Below are 23099 nucleotides of genomic sequence, written 5' to 3'. Positions count from 1 at the left end.
CAGATGATCCTGCTCTGGCCTTGCCCGCCTAGGTCATGAAAGACATTTCATGAATCAGGAGGGGCTTTCGTCTGGACGCTTCTTAAAAAGATTTTTAATATATGGCCTATGGGCACCGTGACCTGCCTCGCCCATAGTGGGCTCGCCAGGGCTTTGCCCCGCATGATGCGTCTTTGATCAGGAAACATAACGCTATGGTCTTCCACCGTAACACTCTTCTGGAACTCCTTGATGGCGTCCGCACCTTTGAAGAAGAGGTGTATCCGGGAAAAAAGGATCTCTTCCAGAGTCTGGCTTACGATCAGAACCCACCAACGCTATTCATCACCTGCGCCGACAGCCGCATCAGCCCGAGCCTGATCACCCAGACAGAACCGGGTGAGCTGTTCCTCATCCGCAATGTCGGCAACATCGTTCCGGCCTATGGCAACATGGTCGGGGCCGTGGCTTCCGCCATCGAATACGCCGTCGGAGCTCTGGGGGTAAAAAACATCATCATCTGTGGCCACTCCAACTGCGGGGCCATGTCCGCCCTCATCAATCTGACCACAAACCCGGAAAAGCTGGCCGACATGCCAACCGTCCGCCGCTGGCTGCACAATGCCGAGGCCGCTGCTGCCACCATCGGCGATCTGCGGGCTGAAGATGTTGGCCCCAAAGATGTCCGCGATCTGGCTGAGGCCAATGTCCGCCTTCAGCTCACCCATCTGAAGACACACCCGATCGTTGCCAAGGCTCTGTCCCGTAACGAGCTGAACGTACAAGGCTGGTACTACGACATCCAGAATGGACGCATGTACATTCTCCACGAGAATAACAAGACGGAATATTCCGTTGAAGAGGCCATCGCCCTTCTCAAGGAAACCGGCACAGCCAACCATGCCTGACAGCGTGCCCTTTCTGGCACCGGAGAGCCGTCTGTCCCCCGGGGCAGGCGGTTTTTCATGCCACGCCCTGTCCCTTGCACTCTCTCTGCTGTGCAGCTTCATCCTGCTGCTGTCCCCAGCACAGGCTTCGGAAAGCCTGAAGCTGACCAGCTGGAACATGGACTGGCTCACCCTCCGCCCTGCCAGTGACCATACCCTGCCCCCTGATGCCCCCACACGCACGGCTACAGACTTCGCAGCCCTGCGTCATCAGGCACACCGTCTCCACAGTGACATCCTCGCTTTTGAAGAAGTGGACAGTCTTGCGGCGGCCCAGCTTGTTTTCCCTCAGGACGAGTATGACCTCTACATCACGCCAGACCCTATTCCCCAGAAGGTCGGGCTGGCGATCCGGCGGACGGCCGGCCTGAGCGTCACCGTCAATCCCGAGATCACGGCTCTCAATATCCCGCAGCCGGGGCATCATCACCCCCTCCGGGGCGGCATGGATGTCACCCTCCGCAAAGGAGCCTCCAGCCTGAGACTGCTCATCGTCCATCTGAAAACCGGATGCTGGGCACAGCCTCTTGCTGCCAGAAAACGTGCCTGTTCCCTACTCTATCAACAATTCCATGTCATCGAGGACTGGATACTGGACAGGGTGGATGACGGGACGCCCTTTGCCATTCTGGGAGATTTCAACCGCCGCCTGACACCGGCTGACCCTCTCATGCAAAATCTCCAGAACGACGCCAGCCTGACTCTCACCACGGCGGGCTTTACCAGCCCCTGCCGCCGCAGTGGTGACCTGTTCATCGATCACATCCTGCTCGGCAATCAGGCCCGGGACTGGTTCATTCCGGGAAGTCTCCGTGTCATGCTCTTGCGCAATGTGGCACAAGGGCTGACCCTTTCAGACCACTGTCCTGTCTCCGTGCAGATCAGGCTGCCCTGAAAACAGAAAAGCCCGGGACGGTCTCCCCGCCCGGGCCTTTCCTCATGTTTCGGGCAGGAAGAACTTCAGGCCGTTCCAGACATCCCGATCTGCTTGATGTCATGGAAACTGAGAGCCTCATTCATCTCGATAGCCCGGTTCATCATGAAGCCAGAACCGGCAAGGAAGACTGGATCACCATCCAGATCATCAGCCATCGCACTCCGGTTTAGGGCCACAAACTGCTCCAGGGCAGCTTTATCGCCCGTGACCCAACGGGCAAGCGTGAAAGGCGTGCTCTCAAAACCGACCGGCACGTTATATTCCGCCTGGAGGCGGGACTGCAGCACGTCCAGCTGGAGGGTCCCCACCACGCCCACGATTGGCGGGGCTCCATCCTGCGGGCGGAACAGCTGGACGACCCCCTCTTCCGCCAGCTCCACGAGGGCCTGACGCAGCTTCTTCGCCTTCATGGCATCATCCAGCCGCACACGACGCAGGATTTCCGGGGCAAAATGCGGAACCCCCGTGAAGCGCAGGTCCTCACCATCCGTCAACGTATCACCAATGCGAAGTGTCCCATGGTTGGGAATCCCCACCACGTCCCCGGCAAAGGCTTCCTCCACCAGCTGCCGGTCCTGCGCAAAGAAAAACTGTGGCGTATGAAGGGCGAACTGCTTGCCGATACGCACATGCTTCAGACGCATCCCACGGGTCAGCTTCCCTGAACAGACACGGGCAAAAGCCATGCGATCCCGGTGATTGGGGTCCATATTGGCCTGAATCTTGAAAATCAGGGCCGTGACATTCTCTTCCGTCGCCTGCACATCCCGTGTCTCAGAGGGCTGGGCACGGGGCGGCGGCCCATAGGCAGCCAGAGCATCCAGAAGGTCCGTCACCCCAATCTCTTTCATGGCTGAACCGAAGAAAACGGGTGTCAGATGTCCTTCATCGAAAAATTCCTTCTCGAAAGGAGGAAGGGCCACCTCGGCCAGTTCTACTTCTTCCCGCATCTGGGCCAGCCGCTCATCATCCTCGGGCAGCTCTTCCTTCAGGTGCAAGGACTTCGTACGAAGGTCATAAATACCGGCAAATTTCGCCGCACGCCCGACCGGCCATGTCGCCGGGGAGACGTCCAGAGCCAGCGCACTGGAGATTTCATCCAGCAGGGCAAAACAGTCCTGCGCCTCACGGTCCATCTTGTTGATGAAGGTGACGATGGGAATATCCCGCAGACGGCAGATCTCGAACAGCTTGCGGGTCCGGGCCTCGATGCCCTTGGCGGCATCAATCACCATCACGGCGCAGTCCACCGCTGTCAACGTGCGGTAGGTATCCTCGGAGAAGTCCTCATGGCCCGGCGTGTCCAGCAGGTTGAAGACACATCCACCATAATTGAAGGTCATCACCGAGGTGACGACCGAAATGCCACGGTCCTTCTCGATGCTCATCCAGTCCGACCGTGTCCGCCGCCGCTCTCCCTTGGCCCGGACATTCCCGGCCATCTGGATGGCCCCACCTGCCCGCAGGATGCGCTCTGTCAGCGTGGTCTTACCGGCATCAGGATGGGAAATGATGGCAAAAGTGCGCCGCCGGGGAATCTCCGCAGCGATGGTAGGGTCGGACATATCAGCCTTCCTGGGAAGAGAGCGTAAGAAACGGCAAACGCCGGACGGTAAAACCGCCCGGCGCCTCCATATACAGCCAGTAGCCGTATCTTAGCGGGAGTAGAACTCGACCACCAGATTCGGTTCCATCTGCACCGGGTAAGGCACATCGGAGAGCTGCGGAACACGGATGAAGGTACCCTTCATCTGGCGATGATCCACCTCGATGTATTCCGGCACATCACGCTCGGCACTCTGGACGGAATCCAGAACGATGGCGAGCTGCTTGGACTTCTCACGCACCTCGATCACATCGCCTTCCTTCACCAGATAGGAGGGGATGTTGACGCGCTTGCCGTTGACCAGCACATGACCGTGGCTGACGAACTGACGGGCAGCGAACGGCGTCATGGCGAATTTCAGACGGTAGATGACGGCATCCAGACGACGCTCCAGCAGGCCGATCAGGTTCTCAGAGGTATCACCCTTGCGGCGCACGGCCTCGTCATAATAGCGGCGGAACTGCTTCTCGCTGATGTTGCCGTAATAGCCCTTCAGCTTCTGCTTGGCCATCAGCTGCACGGAGTAGTCAGACGGCTTCTGACGGCGACGCTGACCATGCTGACCCGGGCCATATTCACGACGGTTGACCGGGGACTTGGCACGGCCCCACAGGTTGACGCCGAGGCGGCGGTTGATCTTGTACTTGCTCTCAAGACGTTTTGACATCGGTTAAACCCGTATTCTCTCAGACCGGCGGCTCTGTGCGACAGCCCTTTGTTGCACCGGTAGGTTCCCCTCCCCCATCACGGGGTACTGGAGAACGGAACAGCCTGCGGACCTCATGGAACAGTGCGCCACAGCACGCATCATCCCGGCCAGACCATCCAACATTCCCGGCAATGGCACTGCCGTTACACGAGGCAGGACAGAGTGTCAAGAAATCCGACCATGTGGGAAGGTCGTACGCCATGCCTGAACGGCAAGAAGAGATTGGAAAAAACAGGCCATATCCCGTATATCCTCGTCATCCCCAATCAGACTGGAGCACTCCCTTTATGGAGCAGACCGAAACGGTTACAGGCCCACGCCTGACCCCGCCTCATGGCGTCGCCCCGGCCATTGCAGCCCTCATGCTCGGGACCTTTACCATTGGCACGGGAGAATTCGGAATGATGGGCATCCTGCCTGCCTTCTCCCATGCCCTTGACATTTCCATCGGGCAGGCCAGCGCCGTCATCTCCGCCTATGCTCTTGGCGTGGTAGTGGGTGCCCCCATCATGGCCATCGCCGGAGCCCGCCTGCCCCGCCGGACAGTCCTGCTGCTTCTGCTCTCCCTGTTCTGCATCGGCAATATCGGCACCATCCTCTTTACCTCACTCCTGCCCATCGAGGTCATGCGCTTCATCACAGGGCTGCCCCATGGGGCCTATTTCGGTATCGCTGCCCTGACGGGTGCCTCCATGGTCGAACGGGCCCGGCGGGGACGGGCCATCAGCATGGTCCTGTCCGGCATCATGATCTCCACCGTCATAGGCGCACCACTCAGCACGTTCCTCTCCCAATATGTTCCGTGGGAAGTGATTTATGGAGCCCTGTCCGTTCTGGGGCTGATCTGCGTGGCCGGGGTAGCCTTTTTCATCCCCGCTGACCGCCCGCAGAACAACATCAATGCCCGTTCCGAGCTGTCCGCCTTCAGGAACCCCCACGTCCTGCTGACCCTGCTGACCGGGGCCATCGGTTTCGGCGGCATGTTCGCCGTCTATACCTTCCTGACCTCCGGGCTGGGACAGGTAACGCATCTCAGCCCCTGGATGGTCACGCTCTATCAGGTCATCTGGGGATGCGGAATGGTCGCCGGCAATGCCTTCGGCGGGGCCATGATTGACAGGAACCTGAACCGCACGACCATTTTCAGCCTGATTGCCAGCGTTGTCTTCATGCTGGCCTTCTGGCTGCTGCTTCCCTCCAGCACTGCCATGCTGGTTGTCTGCTTCTTCCTGCCTGCTGCCACGATCATCCTCAGTCCCGCCATGCAGGCCCGTCTCATGGATGTTGCCGGAGATGCCCAGACGCTGGCAGCCTCGCTGAATCACTCGGCCTTCAACATCGCCAACGCTCTGGGGGCATCCCTGGGTGCCATGCTGGTAGAGCACGGCCTAGGCATCAGCGCCGTTGGCTGGGGCGGGGCCATCCTCTCAGCCAGCGGGCTGCTGATCTACCTCGTCACGCTCCAGGTCGCCCGCCTTCACAAGCCATGAAAAAACGGCAGGCCCCTCAGCCGGGGGCCTGACCGCTGGAGACCGGCACAGCCGGAGCTGCTTCTTCCAATGAACCTTCAATATTGGACAGAACACTGCTGCTGCCCAGCGTACCAGCCGCATAGGCCAATGATGCGGCTGCACTCAACATGCCGTAATAGCTGTCCGAAACGGACAGGCGGGCATTGAGCAGCGTATTCTGGAGCTCCAGCATCCGGGTCATCGTACCATCACCCGAACGGTAGGCTGTAAGGGCGGCATCAAAGCCGGTCTGGCTAGCCTTCTGGAGGCTCAGTGCCGCCTGATAGGCCGTGATGCCCGTATGCAGCATGGCCTCTGCACTCACGATCGTCCGGACAGCATTGTTCTGCGTGTCCTGCAGCGCAGCACGGGCACTGTCTTCCCGCTCATGCGCCTGCCGCAGACGATTGCGACGCAGCCCGCCATCATAGATCGGCACGGAAATACCTGCCGTGATGAGACCCCCGAATGTGTGCACACGATCGTTGATCGAGTTCACATTGACAAGCGGCAGGTTGCGAAAATGCAGGTCATCAAAGTTGTACCCGACATTGCCACTCATGAAAATCTGCGGCCTGTAGCTGGCACGGGCGCCTTCCACCGCACTCTGGGCGGCACGCAGGCTCGTATAGGCTGCCAGGACATCCGGCCGACGGGCCACAGCCTCATGCACCATCTCATCACTCAGGCGGATATCCTCAACGCGGATGTTCCTCCCGCTGTCCGTCTGCACATGCAGTGGCTGGGATGGATTCACGCCCACGGCAGCCAGCAGCTCCAGCCGGTATGTCTCCACATCCCCTTCCGTTCTGGCCAGCACCAGCTCGGCTTCCGCCACGGCCTGCTCGGCCTGTGACGTATCAATGACCGTCCCTTCCCCGTTTCTCAGGTTGGCATCTGCGGCCCGGGCAATCGCATGGGCATTCTCAAGAGACTGGCGCACAAGCGCCACATTGTTCAGAGCAGCCGCATAACGGTAATAAGCCAGAGCCACCTTGTGGATGACCTTCTGGTGTTCACCAGTAAAGAGGATGTTCTGCCCAATGCTCTTCTGGGTCGCTTCCTCCATCACGGCACGACGTTTGCCGAAGTCGAACAGCAACCATTCCAGCCCGACCTGCTGACGTTCCAGTGTGCCCTGAAGGCGGGTATTCAGACTCGCATGCTGGCCTGCCACCCGGAAGCGGTTGTGTGGCTCCAGCAGGCCATACCCCCCCATGGCTACGGCTGTCAGATGCGGCAGATAGGCCGAGCGGGCAATGCCCGTCTCTGCCGCACTGACCCGTGCTGCATCCCAGGCCTGACGTGTAGAGGGGTTGATGGACTGGGCCATGTCGATCAGATCAGCCAGATCGTAGGAATGATCCACCTGCACGGTGCCCAGTGCAGCAGGCTGCGGCAGGACACGGTCCGATGCGAGGCGGTACCCCGCAGGCATTTTCAGGACACGTCCCCCCTTCTGGCCCGGTGCCCCTTTTTCATGCCCCTCGATGATATGACCATTCACATCAACCGGTGCATTCCATGGCTGGTTGGGGGCAGGCGGCATATTCCGCATGGCCGTTGTCTGGCAACCACTCAACGCACTGCTGCAGAGAAGGGCACTACAGACCAGCACGGCCCTGCGCCATACCTTCCCCGGCTGCTGCATTTTTTTACGCTCCATGACCTGTTTCCACTCAAAACCATCCATCAGAGACCTCCTCCTTCCTTAAGGGAAGCGGTCTCTCCCCCCTTCAGTATCTGCCCCAGACGAAGAGACTGTTTCTGCTGGCTGGCAGCAATATCCCCGAACAGACACCCGGCACTCATGGCCGCACGCCGCAGGAACAGCATGTACTGCCTCATGCGATGTTTTGTCGGACGCATGGCGGCCGGTTCTATCATGACCTGCCGCAGCTGGCTCATGGCCCCACTGGCCGTTTCCTGTATCCGTGCCGCCTGAAGCATGCGCTGGTCGTGATTCCAGTCCGTGATATCCTGCGCCAGCAGGCCATCAAGCGCCTTGAGCTTTTGCAGGGCCCCACCCATCGCACTGTGTGGCCAGAACATGGTATGCACGACATATGTGATGGCCAGACCGATCAAGATACCGATGATACGGTCACGGGGCACTGTCAGGTCCGTCGTTGGCGCATATTTGGCAAGATCAGCCAGCGTGAAGGTCACGATGATCTGCAACCCAAGGTAGGAAATGCGCTGGTCGCCGGCCTTGACCCATGCCCCGATGAAAATGACCACACCCATGACCAGCATGATCTCGGCTATGTCCGTCATGTGTGGCATGAGCCATACGATGGTGCCCATGGCCATGAAACAGCCTATCAGAGCCCCGACAATACGCAGCCGCTGTTTGTCCAGCACGGCCCCCATCGTCGGCAGGGACACGATGAAGCAGGTGATGATGCACGTATGCACCCCCGGCCAGTTCAGCATCTTGTATGTGATGATGGAAAGGCAGACAGAGACGGTCCCCTTGACGGCAAAACGGACATGCTCCGGGTCCGTAAAGGCACCAGGAAGGAAAAAGCCCGATTTCTTTTTCGGTGCGGCATTTCCGGACTGGCTGGAAGGCAGCTGCACGTCCTCGGCTGTCAGGGGCTGGTCCAGACTGTTCAGCAGGCGCTCCATCTCCTGGGCGATATCACCTGAGCAGACCTGATCCGTGCCCGTTTCGGCCGGGCGGCCACCTGTTTCAAAACACTCCGCCGCTTCTTCCAGCCGCTTGGCCAGATACGCACAATCCTCCATGGAAATGGGGGCGTTGGGCTTCAGGCAGCGTTCAACAAATTGCAGGATGCCAAAACTGTTCAGAGCTGCCCGGCGCAGGTAGGACAGGTCTTCCGGGCTCCAGCGCTGTTCCGCAGTGGCAGCACCGAGCATGCCGAACATGCCGCTGACCCCCTCACCCACGGTATCCATGACAGCATCCTGCCAGGCCTGAGGGATGCCGCGCCCCTCGCCCCGCCGTCCCAGACATTTCGCCGACAGGCGCAGCCGCTCGATGATCTGGTCCGTGAGGACATGCTCTGGAGACGGAGAAAGACAGCTCCCCACAAAGGCCATCATGCCGGCGATGATGAGAAACACACGCCATGCCGACAGAACAAGACGGGCGATACTGTCACCGCTCTGCACATTGTCCAGCGCCACCAGCATGTAGGAAAGGATCAACCCGCCAATGACACTAATCATGCCAAGGATGGTTGTCGTGCTGAGGAAGAAAAAGACGAAGCTGAGAACAAGGTTGAAAATGAGCGTTGCCAGAAAATTGTTGATTGTCGTGGCAACCCCCACATAGAGAGCCCCCGTCACACCGGAAAAGAAGATGATGTACATGACGGAGATCTTCATGTTCGCCACCCTGTTCCCCTGCCACAACGCCCCCAGGGTGAGCGTGAGCAGGGTCAACATGGGCAGCTGCCATATCTCACCTATGAGGACGAGCGCCATGCATACGATGGCGGTCCGCAAGGCCAGCGCCGTGCGCCCACGGGTTGGCCTTACGGCCAACCGCCAGAGACGCATGAAGGCGTCCAGATAGGGTTTAACCATGACAGGCAGCACCATGGAGAATTTCCACGTTGGCTGTTGCCCCCAGTCTCATCAGATGTTCAGGAGCATGTTCGATCCTGATGCGCACAGGGAAACGCTGGGCAATATGCACCCAGTCCATCTGCCGCTCGACAGACGGCACACCACGTTCGCTTTCCCTCATGTAATCGGTCGTCACACCCCGGCCAATGCTCTCGACAACCCCGTGGATGGCATGGCTGCGGTCGATCATGGAATACACGGTGGCGCAGTCACCCGGACGGACCGGCTTCAGGTTGATTTCCCGGATTGGGGCAATGGCATACCACTCATCCTTGGAAACCAGCGTAAACAGGTTCTCGTTGGCAGCCAGCACCTCGCCTTCCCGAACATTCAGACTCGTCACATAGCCATCTATGTTGGCCGTCACACGGGTCTGACGCAGCTCATAGCGGGCATGTTCCACCGCCACGGATGCTTCCTGCAACATGGCCTCGGCGTGTTTGACATCACCGACAGCCACCTGGCTGGCCTGCTGTTCGTGCTGGGCTTCTGCCAGGGCATCCACGGCAGAGTTGAACTTCGTCACGGCCTGGTCATAGACCTGCCATGACACATAATGCTGCTCGGCCAATGGCTTGAGACGGGTCACCGTACGCCAGGCAAGGTCCTTCTCATCCTCGGCCTGGTGCCGCTTGCGCTCGTTGGTTGCCGCATTGGCCATGCGGACGGCCAGAGCACGGCGGGCGTCGTTCAGGTCGGCCTGTGCCTGTGTTTCACTGGCCTCAGCCTTGTGCAGGGCAATCTCATAGGGCTCGGGATCAATCTGGTACAGCAGATCCCCCTTGTGGACGACCTGATTCTCCCGGACAGAAAGAGTCTGGAGGCGCCCACCCACCAGAGCGGCCACATGTACGCTTTCCGTATAGATGACAGCACTATCACTGTTGGGATGCTGGCCTGACCGGTGATCCACATACAGGACACCGAGGAGAGCACATAACAGCGTGGCTGCTGCAATCACGCTCCCCACCGGGAAGCGGCCTTTAATCCGTTCTTTTTTCATGAAACCGCCCCTGAATTACCCGTAGAGAAGAAGCCAGCCGACAAGCCCTATCATCGTGCCCATGGAAAGGTAGGTGACCAGATGATACCGCAACAGGCCATCAACATGCAGGATCAGAAAGACCAGCCGCAGCAGGGCGGCGGACACCGCACCGATGAACAGGCAGATGAGCCAGGCCGGAAAATACGCACCGGCCAGAGGAAAGCTCGGTGCCCCGATCCCGGCACAACCCTGCAAGGGCACCATGAGCAGGGCCAGCCCCCACCTTGGGGCTCCATGAGCCCTGAAAGAAAATACTCCGGGCAGCTTCATGCACGCTCCTGTTTCCAGCTACGGGGACAACACACAGCCCTGAAGGGCCTGCCCCCGTACATACGGAAACACCTGCCCTCGCAAAGCATCTGACCAACCAGACCACTCATCTTTTTTACACATCGAAGCGCCCGACGATACGGGAGCATGACCCCTTTTTTCAAACGAATTGAGACAACCAGCATCTCAATCCCTATAAAGTAACATTTAACAACCTGAAAAATGTTTCAGATTACCTATCCTCCCGCAGGGTCTTCCCGCAAGTGACCTTTTTAAGGCCGTGCATCCCCCGTCCTGTACAGCAGAAGGTAAAGCCGTGCCCCAAGGGCAAAGGCCGTCACACCCAGCCCGGCCGCAAGGCCGATCCATAGCCCCTCCACACCATAGCCCTGGTGGAAAGCCAGCCAGTACCCCAGACCGATCCCCACGACACCATAACTCACGATACTGATCACCATCGGAACAAAGGTATCCCCACAGCCCCGCAACGCCCCGTTGCAGACAGCCTGCACCCCGTCGACGATCTGGAAAATTCCGGCAATCTTCAGCAGCAGGACGGTAGTGGCGAACGTACCGGCATCCGGTGGTCCACCAGTATAATAGAGGCGGGCGATCCAACCCGGCAGCAGCATGAGGACAAGGCCCGTCAGAATGGTCCAGGCCAGCACCAGCAACAGGGCACCGCTGGAAGCCCGACAGGCTTCTGCCCTCTTCCGGGCCCCCCGCCAGTAAGCCACCCGTACGTTCGCCGCCTGCCCGATGGCCAGACACACCATGAAAAGCAAAGAAATCGTGTTCAGTGCAACCTGATGCGCTGCAAGGCTGCGTGTCCCCAATCGCCCCGCATTGAGAGTCGTGATCTGGAACAGCAGCAGCTCGGAGGCTGCCGTGACCATCATGGGCAGACCCAGCACCAGCAGTTCCCTGAAGAGCGGCCAGTGGACCCTCGCAGGCTTCAGCAGGTGCCGAAGCTGTGGCCGCCCGAGGCAGAGAAGCAGCAGGACGAGGCTCATGGCCCAGCCCGTCAGCATCGTGGCATGAGCGGACCCGAACAGCCCATAGGCTGGCAGGCCGAACCAGCCGTGAATCAGGGCCGCATTGAGCACCCCATTGCACAGGGCCATGGCTGGCATCGTCCACAACAGCAGGGATTCCGCTCCCAAGGATGGCAGAGCCACACGACACAGGCCAAGCAGAACCAGATTGGGCCACAGGGCATAGAGCAGCACATTGATGAACTGCCCTCCCTGCCTGGTCACCATCTCCGGCTCCCCCATCAGGCTGAAAATACCGCTGGAACAGAGAAGAAGGAGCAGACAGGGAATAAACGCCACCATGCCCAGCACGACCCCCGCACTGATGATGCTGCGCCTGTCATGCCCGCCCCCATGGCCATGCTCCACACCACCACGGGCATGGGACAGCAACACGCCGACTCCACCAAGCACGGCCTGAAAGGAGATCATCGTCGTGAAAAAGAAATTGTTGGAAATTCCCCCGATGGCGACTGCATCCACCCCCAGGCTGCCCAGCAGAACGGTATCCGTCACCGCCATGGCCATCTCCGAAAGCTGGGACAGCGCAAGAGGCAGGCCAACCTGCACAAGAGTGCGGATATGGGTCGGCATCCCCACAATCCGGGGGCCCTGTTTCATACGTGATGCAGACATGAGACCGTCTCTATCGCATATAAAGCAAAGTGCAAATTCTAAAAATAAATTCCCCTGTTGCACCAAACGCATCTCTGTCGCATTGAACAGACATGAGCACGCAGAAGAGCAATACAGCCCCCATCTCCCCCCGGCCCGGCCTGAGGCTTCACAACAGCCATCAGCGCACCACTGTTCCCTTCACCCCCGATGATGCCAGCAATGTCCGCCTCTATTTCTGCGGGCCAACCGTGTATGACCGGGTCCATCTCGGCAATCTGCGCTCCATGCTGAGTGCAGACGTGCTTGTCCGGCTGCTCAAGGCGCTCTACCCACAGGTTACCTACGTTCGCAACATTACCGACATTGACGACAAGATCATCCAGCGGGCACGGGAGAATGATGAAGACATCTCCCATCTGACAGAACGGACCACGAAAGACTTCCACGACGATCTTGCTGCCCTGAACATCCTGCCTCCCACTGTGGAACCCAGAGCCACCCAGCACATTCCCGACATGCTGGAGATGATCGGCCGCCTCATCACGCAGGGCCATGCCTATGAGACGGAGGGGCATGTTCTCTTCGACGTCACATCATTCCCCAGTTACGGGGCCCTGTCGGGCCGCTCGCTGGAGGACATGCTGGCCGGTGCCCGAGTGGACGTGGCCGACTACAAGCGCAACCCTGGCGATTTCGTCCTCTGGAAACCTTCCAGCAACGATGAGCCGGGCTGGGACAGCCCATATGGCCGTGGCCGCCCCGGCTGGCACATTGAATGCTCTGCCATGGCAGAACGCTATCTTGGGGAGAGTTTCGACATTCACGGCGGTGGAAACGACCTGCTTTTTCCCCACCACGAGAATGAACGGGCACAATCCCTCTGCTGCTATCCGCATGGCCATTTCGCCCGGCACTGGGTCCATACCGGGATGCTGCTCTCCAATGGTGAGAAGATGTCCAAATCCCTGGGCAACTTCCATACCATCCATGAAGTGCTGGAGCGTGCTCCAGCCGAGGCCCTGCGGCTGCTCTTTCTTGGCTCCCATTACCGCTCCACGCTGGACTTCACATGGGAGAAGCTGGACGAAGCCCGCCGCATCATGGACCGATTCTACCGGGCGCTGGAGAAAACGCCACCAGCCAGCACGGACAGCATTCCGGCCGACATGCTGGAAGCCCTGTGTGACGACCTCAACACGCCGCTGGCCCTCAGCGCTCTCCACCGTTACGCCGATGCTGCGCTGGAAGGCCAGCAGAACGCTGCGAACCACCTCTGGGCCGGCGGGCAGCTGCTTGGGCTGTTCACCATGAAACCGGCAGACTGGTTCCAGGGAGGGACAGACCTTGATCCCGCCACCATTGAAGCCCTGATTGAAAAACGTCTGGCCGCCCGCAAGGCCCGTGACTTTGCACTGGCCGACCAGATACGCAACGACCTGGCAGAACAGGGCATCCTTCTGGAAGATGGACCTGCCGGCACAACATGGCGGAAAGGATAAGTCATCCCATGACAGGCCGTAATGGTGGAGCTGATCTGGCTCCGCCCGCTCCCTTTGACCCCGTCGTCATCCTTGTCCGCCCGCAGCTGGCTGAAAATATCGGGACCACCGCCCGGGCCATGGCCAATGGCGGGCTGTTCCATCTCCGCCTCGTGGCCCCCCGTGACGGCTGGCCGCAGCCCCGGGCCTGGTATGCCTCCTCCGGTGCCGACCGCATCCTTGAAGAGGCCACGGTCTTCGAGACGGTGGATGACGCCATCGCCGACCTCCACCGTGTTTTTGCCACCTGTCCACGCCCTCGCCACATCATCAAACCGGTCATGACAGCCCGTGGAGCAGCAGCAGAACTGCGGGCCACCAGCAGCCGGAAGCTGAAAAGCGGCATCCTCTTCGGTCCCGAACGGGCAGGGCTGGACAATGAGGACATGGCCCGGGCGGACACACTCATCCGCTATCCGCTCAATCCTCGCTTCATGTCGCTGAATCTGGCCCAGGCGGTGCTGGTCATGGCCTATGAGTGGTACCTGACCGAAGATACGGTGCCGGAGCAGTATCTCATGACCAACGAGACGCATGTGGCAACCAAGGGCGAGGTGGAAAATTTCATGACCCACCTGCTGCGGGATCTCGATGAGTGCGGTTTCCTCCACCACGAGCAGAAAAGGCCGGGCATGATCCGCAACCTGCGCCATCTTTTCGCCCGTGGAGAGGTAACGGAACAGGAACTACGGACACTGCATGGTGTCGTCAGCGAACTCTCACGGGCCAGGAAAATCCGCCATATGAAATGACCCGTCCCGGTCTGCCCGGCCAGATTCCGGGCAGGCAGCATCCCCATCCCTCCATCCTGCCATAGGCTCCCCATGCATCTGAAACTGCCAGAAACCCTGCTCCACCAGCATAAGACGGCACCACAGACACCGGGTCTGAGCCTTCTCTCGCAGGACAACGTCCTGAACATCGTCACGCGCAGGAAATCAAAGGGCCGCCTGCTGGGAGACATGTATCACAACTGTCTGACCATGGGGTGGCTGTCCTTCTTTGCCACGATGACAGCTGCCTATCTGCTGCTCAACCTGCTGTTCAGCGTCGGTTTCTATCTCGTGCCGCATGGGCTGAGCAACGTGCACAGTGGAAATTTCTGGGGAGACTTCTTCTTCAGCGCCCAGACCCTCTCCACAGTCGGATATGGATATATCTATCCCCAGAGCCCAGCGGCCAATGCGCTCGCCACGTTCGAGATGCTGGTGGGGGTCATCTCGACCGCCATCATCACCGGGCTTGTCTTCGCCCGTTTTTCACGCCCGCAGGCCAGGGTCCTGTTCAGCAGCATCGTCACGATCTTCCAGGAGGGGGAGAATCTCAAACTCAATTTCCGGCTGGGGAACCTGCGCAATACACCGTTGATGAATACCAGCGTGGAGGCCATTCTGGCCCGTACGCGATGCGACGAAAATGGCCATACCTCGCTCCAGCTGGAAATACTGCCACTGGTTTACAACCATTTCCCGGTTTTTCCGGTCAGCCTCTCCTTCACCCACCACATCACGGAAAGCAGTCCACTCCACGGGCTGGACAAAGCCACCCTTGAGGAACAACAGGCCCGCATTTTCCTCATCTTCAATGCCACCGATCCCGTTTCAGCGCAGGATGTCTTCGCCCACCATACCTACATGGCACAGGACATGCTCTACGGGGCACGCTTCGTCAGCCTTCTGAGAGCCTCCGGACAGGGCCTGATGGAAGTGGATTTCAGCCTCTTCCACACGACATCTCCAGACCCGCTGCCCGCCAGGGATGAGGAGCCCATCACCGTGACAGATGAGACCTCTGCCGGGACAGACTGACAGGCAGCCCGCCCCGGTCTCATCAGGTCAATGCTGCATGGCATCCTGCAGACGGTGCAGGACCCGCTCCCGCCCCATGAGCGGCAGAAGGGCTGCCAGTTCAGGCCCGGCATCCTCGCCTGTCAGGGCCAGACGCAGGGGCAGGAAGAGCGTCTTTCCCTTGCGGCCGGTTTCACTCTTCAGCACGTCAGTCCAACGCTTCCAGACCGTCCCATCCCACGGTCCTTCCGGCAGGAGACGGGCTGCTTCCTGAAGAAACCCTGCCTCTTCAGGCTGGGACGGAGCCACGATGTCCCCCTTCACGACAGACCACCAGTGAGCGATCTCCACGGCCAGATCGATATTGCCCCGGATGGCCAGCCAGAAGGCCTCATCAGCCCCTTCCGGCAGGTGAGGCCGTATCTCTTCATAGGACATGCCATGCAGGACACGGCGGTTCAGCCCCAGCAGCTGCGGGACATCGAACCGGGCCGCGGACCGGGACACATGACCGATGTCATAGCCGCGCACGATCTCATCCATGCTGGAGGCGGCCTGCGGGTCATCCGAACTGCCCAGACGGGCCAGATAGGCCACGAGGGCACGGGGCTCGATCCCGTCATTACGCAATGTGGAAAGGGCCAGCCCGCCCAGACGCTTGGACAGCTTGCCACCATCCTGCCCCAGCAGCAGCGGCAGATGCCCGAAGGTGAAACGCCCTTCCTTCGCCCCGAGGGCCTCGGCAAGGTCAAGCTGCACGCCCGTGTTGGTCACATGGTCCTCACCCCGCAGGATGTGGGTGATGCCCATGTCCAGATCATCAATCACCGAGGCCAGCGTGTAGAGGATGCTGCCATCCGCCCGCACCAGAACAGGATCGGAAACGGCGGTCAGCTTCACATGGCAGTCCCCCATCACGAGGTCAGTCCAGCGGCGGGTGGCCCCGCTCAGCTTGAAACGCCAGTACGGCACCTTGCCGTTGGCCTCTGCCCGGGCACGCTGCTCGGCCGTCATTTTCAGCATGCCACGGTCATAAAGCGGCGGCTTGCCGGCCCGCAGACGCTGCTCCCGCTTGTATTTCAGCTCCAGCTCACTCTCGAAACAGGGATAGAGCCGCCCCGTTTCCTTGAGGTGCTCGATCACCTCCTCATACCGGGCAAGACGTTCCGACTGGCGGGCGTACTCGTCCCAGTCCAGCCCCAGCCAGGTCAGGTCCCGGCGGATGGCTTCCTCGTAGGCACTGTTGCCACGCTGCGTATCCGTATCATCCATCCGCAGCAGGAACCGGCCACCATGCCGACGGGCGAACAGCCAGTTCGCCACGGCAAGACGGGCATTGCCAACATGAAGATGCCCTGTTGGTGAAGGGGCAAAACGTACTTTCATACCGTACTCTGTTCTCATTCTCTCATGGGACGCATGGCTGCAGGACCGGTTCCCGGTCCCTTACTGCTGCCCGTCCTGACGGCGGCGGATGACCTCCGCCACGAAGGCCTCATCATCATCGTCATCCTGACCGTCCTCATCAGGCGGTCCGGCCAGCTCCTCGTCACTCACGAGGCGGCGGGGGTCCAGTGCCCGCCAGTCACGTTCCATCGGCGTGGCCGGGCTGGAAACGAAATCATCCAGTTCCGTGCTGGACTTCCATCCGTCTTCCCCAGCATCCACGACCTCGGCATTCTCGCCAAAAGCAAACCAGCTCTGCAACACATCCCGATCCGCCGCACCGGGGACACGGCACCGCTCGATGCTGTCCCGCACATAAGCCCGGGCAAAAGCGTTGGCGTGGGCGAGGTCGAAGAAGCCCTTCACCTCTTCCACCACATCATCGTCACCCTCACTGGCGCCGGACTGATCCAGAATACGGACAACCCAACCAGCTTCATCCTGCTTCATGGTTGCCTCGGCCTCTGCCTGCACGGCTTCCTCGGTACTCTGCCCGCTTTCTCCGCCCCGGATTCCATTGATGAAAGCCCGTCTGGCTTCTTTATCCTCGTCATTCATCATCCGGCCCTTTCCTGAATTTTCTGAAGAAGGAACTCACGCCCGATCTTCACCCTCGGCTCACCGTCGTAGGAAACAATATCAGCCGTGGCGTAGGTTTCTGACCAACGATCCGGCAGGAACGACCCCGTCCCCACAATGTCGATCGGTGCAGAAGCATCATGCATGGCCATGCATTTGGAAATACCGAACCCGGACGAAACGACAATTTTCACCTTCGGAAAACCTGCCTCATCCAACGCTTCCCGCATCCGCCAGATGGCGGCCGCAGAAACGCCCGTCCCTACCAGATAGCGCAGCTCCTTTTCCGACCGGTAGCGGCGGATGGTGCCTGGCGTGTTCCGCTCCAGCACCTCATAGGAGCGCTGCGGGTCCAGCCCTTCGAGGAAGCGCCCTCCGTGCGTGTCCAGCCGCACACTCAACTCACCTGCGGCGGCCCTTTCCGGAAAGCGGCGACAGACTTCCAGCATGTCCGTCACTTCCTGCCCAAAATAGTCCACCAGCACAGTCAAAGGTTCATCAGGGAACCGCTCCACATACATTTCCGCCGCCCGCAGGGTAGACCCGGCATAACCGATGAAGGCATGAGGCATGGTCCCCAATCCACGCTCCTGCCCGAAAAAACGGGCCGTGGCATGGTTGGCATTGCCGATGAAGCCCACGGCCCCTTCCGCCTGTGCCGCCCGTGACCCCACGGCAGCGGCATAGGCCATCAGCTCCTGCATCTCACCACCGGCACAATGACGGGCATCCATCGCCAGAAAAGGCACCTTCGGCAGGGCAAGGGCCATCTGGTAGGCGTTATGAGCTGCCACGCAGGCAGCACCCGTCTTCTGGAGCAGCAACGTCTCCAACGGCGCCAGCGCAACAAGCGACCCTGTCAGATAGAAGAGCGGATCCCCTGCTCCGACCCATGTACCTTCTGGATGCACCTCCGTGATCCTGACGGAAAAACCCTGATGACGGGCGACATTCTGCACCCATTGCAGGGCCAGCCCATAGGCCGCCACGACTGGACGGCGGACGAACACGGCATAGGTGACCTCACAATCGCCAAACTGGCTGACGATGTCCCGCATCCGCAGGAAATAGGCATCCGTCCGTCCCTCGATCTGCGGCGCATCCAACGCCTCCTGCGGGCTGCGGGCCTGCTCGAGAGTCTGTTTCCAACTCATCACGCTGTCTCCCCTGACAGAACTGGGCCGATCCTGCGCTTACGGCCGGGCGGACACCTTCAGCGTTTTCCGAAAATACGCTTCAGCCGGTCTGAAAGCTGAAAGGCGATCTCCAGAGACTGCTCGGCATTCAGCCGCGGGTCACAGAATGTCGTGTACCGGGTCGGCAGATCGGCATCCGTCAGACACCGGGGACCACCCGTACATTCCGTCACGTCGCTGCCGGTCATCTCAAGATGAATGCCACCAGGCACCACACCGGCCTGCTCGAACACATCAAGGAAGCCCATGATCTCGTCCAGAACATGCTCGAAAGCACGGGTCTTGTATTTGTTGGACGACGTGGTGGTGTTGCCGTGCATGGGGTCACATATCCATGTCACGGTCCGGCCTGTCCTGCGCACGGCCTCCAGCAGCGGGGGCAGGAGCTCACGCACCTTGCTGTGGCCCATGCGGGAAATGAGCGTGATGCGGCCTGCTTCATCCTGCGGATTAAGGATTTCCAGAAGTTTCTGGAGGTCCTCAATGGTCGTGGTCGGCCCGACCTTGATGCCGATCGGGTTGTCCACCCCACGCAGGAACTCCACATGCGCCCCCTCTGGCTGGCGGGTACGGTCGCCAATCCAGAGGAAATGGGCCGACAGGCCATAATGGCGGCCTGTCACCTCATCCACACGGGCCAGAGCCTGCTCATACGGCAGGAGCAGGGCCTCATGAGAGGTATAGAACTCCACCTCATCGTAATGCGGGGCATTGTCCTCCACGCCACAGGCTTTCATGAAGGCCAGCGTATCCTCCACCTGGGAGGCCAGCTGCTCATAACGCTCACCCTGCGGGGAGTTGCGGACATAGTCCAGATTCCAGCGATGGATGTCATGCAAATTGGCAAACCCGCCCCGGGAATAGGCCCGCAGCAGGTTCAGCACGCCTGCCGCCTGAAAATAGCCCATCTCCATACGGGCCGGGTCCGGCCTGCGGGCCTCGGCAGTGAATTCCGGACTATTGACATTGTCACCACGGTAGCAGGGCAGCTCCACGCCATCCCGCTTCTCCACATCGGAAGAACGGGGCTTGGCATACTGCCCGGCCATGCGCCCGATCTTCACGACCGGAACCTTGGCGGAGAAGGTCAGGATGGCAGCCATCTGCAACAGGACACGGAACGTATCCCGGATGATGTCCCCGGTGAACTCCCCGAAACTTTCGGCACAAGGCCCTCCCTGAAGAACGAAGGCCTCCCCGCGGGAGGCAGCCGCCAGACGCTCTTTCAGGCGGCGGGCCTCCCCGCCAAAAACGAGCGGCGGATAGCGATGCAGACGTTCTTCCACTGCGGCAAGGGCTGCCCCATCCTCATAGGTCGGGGCCTGACGGATCGGACGCAGGCGCCAGCTGGCCGGTGACCATTGTGTCGTGCTGCTGTGCCCGTCTGACTGCTGCATCTTGTTCTCCTGCGACAAGGGAAGCGACCCTGCTCATGGGATGGGCCGCCCGTAACGTAATGGTTGGAGCTGTCATTCCAGTGGGTGATTTTATGACCGAAATGTCCGCTGAATGGTAGAGCAGGCCGCAAAATATTCAACCCGGCTCCTTTCGCCCATGCGGCCATGCCATGACCGCCCTGCGGTTCCTTCATCATTTTACCCTGAAAAGGCTTGATCATCCCGCCGCCTGAAAGGATATATGGGGGAAGGAAGTACTTCCCATCTACGCAGGAACAGAACACACATGGCTTCGCCTTTTCATTCAGTCTCCAGATGCCTGACAGCCGTGACGGCTGCCCTCGGTCTTGCGGCTCTTGTTCCGGCTGCTATGCCGGGTGCCATGGCCCAGACGGTCCACTTCAGCACCCCCTATCAGGACAACCCCGCCACTACCTCCTCAAAACAGGCTGCCCAGCAGGCACAGAAAAACGCCGTGAAAGGTGGTGAGCACTTCCGTGCCCGGGGGCATCGTCCGCCGCCGCCGGGCTATCAGGATGTTCCCTCCACGGAGTTCGAAAATGGCCCGGACCCGGAGCACGAGGCCCATCTCCGCTCCAACCGTGATGCTGTCACGGGCAGCAATCTCGGCAAATTCGGCAGCTCCTATCAGGATACCAACCCCATCCAGAGTGGCCAGGTGGGTGACGCTACCGGCAATGGCTGGGTCGCCCCGCGCGGCAATGGTTTCTGAGGGGAAAAGCGACCTGTAAACGGTCAGCCCGCCCCCGGAAAAGCCCCGTCTCCCCGCTAGGAGACGGGGCTTTTTTTCATCCTGCCCCCAGTACCTGCCCTGCTGCGGCGCCATACCCCCTGAGAAAGAACGTCCGGCTTGTCTGATACTCAAAGCGGATGATCCTGAGGCAGCCTATCCCGGCAGCAAGGTCCCGCCGGCGGGACAGCCCTCTACTGCCATGGAAGACAGTTTCCAGATGGGCCTGTTCCTGCGTGAACTCTTCCACCGTCATCGGGCTGCTTTCCTGCCCCTGTTCAGTCAGATGGATGATGTCCCGGACCATATGCTCCCCGGCGGCCAGGGCACTTGGGGGCAGACGCCCGAGCGCAACAAGGTCCCGCAGGGTCAACAGGTTCCGCCCGACCGTCATGACGGCCAGCGTGCCACGAATCATGCTGTCAACCTCATCCTGCGGGATCTGGCCCGCAAAACGGATGATCTGCTCCATCCGCAGGGTTGTCTCGTTGGTCCAGAGCCGTTGGGTCTGGGCCCGTCCCCGCAGGGGCTCTTTCAGCTTCTGAATCTCCTTGACCAGCTGCCGCCGCAACTGTGCCCATGCCTGTGTCACGGAGAAAGGCAGAACCGTGCGGAACACCTGCACACCGCTCCACAAGGCAAGCAACAGGGCAAGCGACTGGTTGAACCATGTCACCTCATCCACCCTGGCCTGATTGTCCAGAGTTAGAACCCACGGAAAGAAATTGACATAGGACGCTGCAACCCCTGCCAGAGCGGGTATACGCAGTGCCAGCCCCCCGAGGAACATCAGCACGGCAACCGGTATGGCGAAAACGGCATAGTCCGACGTGATGGGCATGACCAGGAAAACCGGAATGATGCTGGCCAGTACGGAGCAGACAGCCCCATAGAAGAAATATTTGCTGATCAGGATCATGTTGTTCATGATTGCGAACCGGGCGCACACCACGCTGAGCAGGCTCATGTAAGCCCCCCCATAGGACCATGCCGTCACCTCCCAGACAAAGGCGCCGATCAATATGGCCACGGCAGCCCGGATGGCGTTGATGGTTGCAAGCCGCCCATCCGCCTGACGTTTTATGCGATGGCGTTTCAGGGCGGGCAGTTTCCGCAGACCTGCATAGTGGGACTCCACCGCCGAGCGGAAATCAATGAGCATGATCTCCACCCCTACCCCAACAATACCCTGCTGGAGAGCATCCTCATCATCCCGGGAGAGGCAGCGTTCCAGCTCGTCATGATTTTCCTGGAGCATGGTTTCAAGCTGGCCCAGCCCAGCCATGACATGAGCCGTGTCCTGCCTGAGCAGGGCTGCGATGCCATCCAGCTCCCCGGCGACACGTTCCAGGCCGGCTGCCAGCCGGGCCGGTATGTGCGGTGCTGATGCAAGCCGGGAGCGGACCCCCACCCCACGGGCCAGCACGAAGGACACACGCTCCAGCGTCACATAGGCCTGATCCGCCTCTTCGCCTGCATGACGGGAATCAATACGGATGAATTCAAGCTGATCATTGAACCCCTGCAACGAGCCAAGAATGCGGGTCATCTCCGCCACACCCTTCTCGTCCTGACGCAGGATGAGGGCCAGAGCCGCGGCTGTCTGGCTGAGCAGGGCAGCCATACGCTGCTGGAGGTCCGTACGGGCCACCCGGTCTGCCCCCGGCACGGTGACCATTCCTGCCACCATTTCACACACCACACCCAGCAGGATGTAAGACCCGCGGGCCATGGCAATATAGAAGACCTGATCGGGATGTTCCGAAGCACCGACAGCAATGATGGCCCCGGTATAACCGGCCAGAACCATGGCATAACCCCGGAAATTCTCCAGCATGCAGGCCATGCCGGTACACCAGCCAACCCAGCCGGCCAGCAACACAAAGAAAATCCACGGATGCTGCGGGGCTACCGCTATCAGGCTGATGCCTCCCACCATGCCCAGCAGGGTTCCGGCAATGCGCCAGCGCCCTTTGGAAAGGCTCATCCCACGGGAATTCTGCGCCACGATCCAGACCGTCATGGCAGCCCACTGGGGCGATCCCATCTCCATCCAGAAGGCGATGGCAAGCGCCACAAGCGAGGCGATGGTCGTCCGCAGGGAGAACAGAACGGCACTCAGGGTATTCGGCTGTAACTTGAGCCAGTTCAT

General features: G+C 60.1%; 19 protein-coding genes. 7 read left to right on the top strand and 12 right to left on the bottom strand.

Translation table 11 applies throughout. The features are described from left to right. Positions 1–194 precede the first annotated feature (194 nt). Entirely contained in the window at positions 195–887 is a 693-nt protein-coding gene (locus GM608_RS02720) for a carbonic anhydrase (protein WP_333644967.1), read from the top strand. Next, positions 880–1821, top strand: a complete 942-nt coding sequence (locus tag GM608_RS02715; protein ID WP_333644965.1) for an endonuclease/exonuclease/phosphatase family protein — start codon at positions 880–882, stop codon at positions 1819–1821. Before GM608_RS02720 ends, GM608_RS02715 begins: the two co-directional genes overlap by 8 nt. Positions 1822–1886: 65 nt before the next feature. On the opposite strand, the gene GM608_RS02710 is transcribed toward GM608_RS02715, so the two are convergent. Together GM608_RS02710 and rpsD are read right to left on the bottom strand one after the other, a co-directional pair. Next, positions 1887–3428, bottom strand: a complete 1542-nt coding sequence (locus GM608_RS02710) for a peptide chain release factor 3 (protein WP_043560717.1) — start codon at positions 3426–3428, stop codon at positions 1887–1889. Between the two features lie 90 nt (positions 3429–3518). Further along, complete coding sequence (rpsD, locus tag GM608_RS02705; protein WP_043560719.1) at positions 3519–4136, bottom strand: 30S ribosomal protein S4; 618 nt, start codon at positions 4134–4136, stop codon at positions 3519–3521. 329 nt (positions 4137–4465) lie between these two features. Between rpsD and GM608_RS02700 the strand changes: the two genes are divergently transcribed. Beyond that, positions 4466–5668: an MFS transporter gene (locus GM608_RS02700; RefSeq protein ID WP_043560722.1), complete on the top strand. Its 1203-nt coding sequence runs from the start codon at positions 4466–4468 to the stop codon at positions 5666–5668. Between the two features lie 16 nt (positions 5669–5684). On the opposite strand, the gene GM608_RS02695 is transcribed toward GM608_RS02700, so the two are convergent. The 5 genes from GM608_RS02695 to GM608_RS02675 all read right to left on the bottom strand — a co-directional run bounded on the left by GM608_RS02695 (position 5685) and on the right by GM608_RS02675 (position 12271). Further along, positions 5685–7382, bottom strand: coding sequence for a TolC family protein (locus GM608_RS02695; protein ID WP_052349106.1), 1698 nt, complete (start codon positions 7380–7382; stop codon positions 5685–5687). After that, on the bottom strand, positions 7382–9244 hold the full coding sequence (locus tag GM608_RS02690; protein WP_248460448.1) for an FUSC family protein: 1863 nt from the start codon (positions 9242–9244) through the stop codon (positions 7382–7384). Before GM608_RS02690 ends, GM608_RS02695 begins: the two co-directional genes overlap by 1 nt. Beyond that, complete coding sequence (gene mdtN, locus GM608_RS02685) at positions 9237–10289, bottom strand: multidrug transporter subunit MdtN (RefSeq protein ID WP_043560724.1); 1053 nt, start codon at positions 10287–10289, stop codon at positions 9237–9239. Before mdtN ends, GM608_RS02690 begins: the two co-directional genes overlap by 8 nt. A gap of 15 nt (positions 10290–10304) precedes the next feature. Further along, on the bottom strand, positions 10305–10601 hold the full coding sequence (locus tag GM608_RS02680; RefSeq protein ID WP_333644964.1) for a YtcA family lipoprotein: 297 nt from the start codon (positions 10599–10601) through the stop codon (positions 10305–10307). Between the two features lie 272 nt (positions 10602–10873). Then, positions 10874–12271: an MATE family efflux transporter gene (locus GM608_RS02675; protein ID WP_333644963.1), complete on the bottom strand. Its 1398-nt coding sequence runs from the start codon at positions 12269–12271 to the stop codon at positions 10874–10876. Between the two features lie 92 nt (positions 12272–12363). Here GM608_RS02675 and cysS point away from each other — a divergent pair, with 92 nt between their 5' ends. The 3 genes from cysS (at position 12364) to GM608_RS02660 (ending at position 15599) form a co-directional block, all read left to right on the top strand. Next, positions 12364–13752: a cysteine--tRNA ligase gene (cysS, locus tag GM608_RS02670; RefSeq protein ID WP_154981603.1), complete on the top strand. Its 1389-nt coding sequence runs from the start codon at positions 12364–12366 to the stop codon at positions 13750–13752. A gap of 8 nt (positions 13753–13760) precedes the next feature. Next, positions 13761–14543 (top strand): RNA methyltransferase, encoded by a 783-nt coding sequence (locus GM608_RS02665; RefSeq protein WP_043560726.1) that lies wholly within the window; start codon positions 13761–13763, stop codon positions 14541–14543. A 72-nt stretch (positions 14544–14615) separates the two neighbouring features. After that, entirely contained in the window at positions 14616–15599 is a 984-nt protein-coding gene (locus GM608_RS02660; RefSeq protein ID WP_333644962.1) for an ion channel, read from the top strand. Between the two features lie 27 nt (positions 15600–15626). Here GM608_RS02660 and gltX read toward each other — a convergent pair whose 3' ends face one another. The 4 genes from gltX to GM608_RS02640 form a co-directional block, all read right to left on the bottom strand. Then, complete coding sequence (gene gltX, locus GM608_RS02655; RefSeq protein WP_249085413.1) at positions 15627–16964, bottom strand: glutamate--tRNA ligase; 1338 nt, start codon at positions 16962–16964, stop codon at positions 15627–15629. A 60-nt stretch (positions 16965–17024) separates the two neighbouring features. Further along, a complete protein-coding gene (locus GM608_RS02650) occupies positions 17025–17474 on the bottom strand; it encodes a hypothetical protein (RefSeq protein WP_154981695.1) in 450 nt (149 codons plus the stop codon). 107 nt (positions 17475–17581) lie between these two features. After that, positions 17582–18757, bottom strand: a complete 1176-nt coding sequence (locus GM608_RS02645) for a nicotinate phosphoribosyltransferase (protein ID WP_043560740.1) — start codon at positions 18755–18757, stop codon at positions 17582–17584. A gap of 59 nt (positions 18758–18816) precedes the next feature. Further along, complete coding sequence (locus GM608_RS02640; protein ID WP_043560743.1) at positions 18817–20196, bottom strand: class II 3-deoxy-7-phosphoheptulonate synthase; 1380 nt, start codon at positions 20194–20196, stop codon at positions 18817–18819. Positions 20197–20482: 286 nt separating this feature from the next. Between GM608_RS02640 and GM608_RS02635 the strand changes: the two genes are divergently transcribed. Then, entirely contained in the window at positions 20483–20929 is a 447-nt protein-coding gene (locus tag GM608_RS02635; protein WP_043560745.1) for a hypothetical protein, read from the top strand. A gap of 76 nt (positions 20930–21005) precedes the next feature. On the opposite strand, the gene GM608_RS02630 is transcribed toward GM608_RS02635, so the two are convergent. Further along, the gene (locus GM608_RS02630; RefSeq protein WP_081562990.1) at positions 21006–23099 is read right to left on the bottom strand and encodes an FUSC family protein; all 2094 of its coding nucleotides are present in this window, start codon (positions 23097–23099) and stop codon (positions 21006–21008) included.

The sequence above is a fragment of the Bombella sp. ESL0380 genome, assembly GCF_009725805.1.
Lineage (GTDB): Bacteria > Pseudomonadota > Alphaproteobacteria > Acetobacterales > Acetobacteraceae > Bombella > Bombella apis.
Note: the sequence above shows the minus strand (reverse complement) of the source record. Positions and strands in the feature narration are given on the sequence as shown.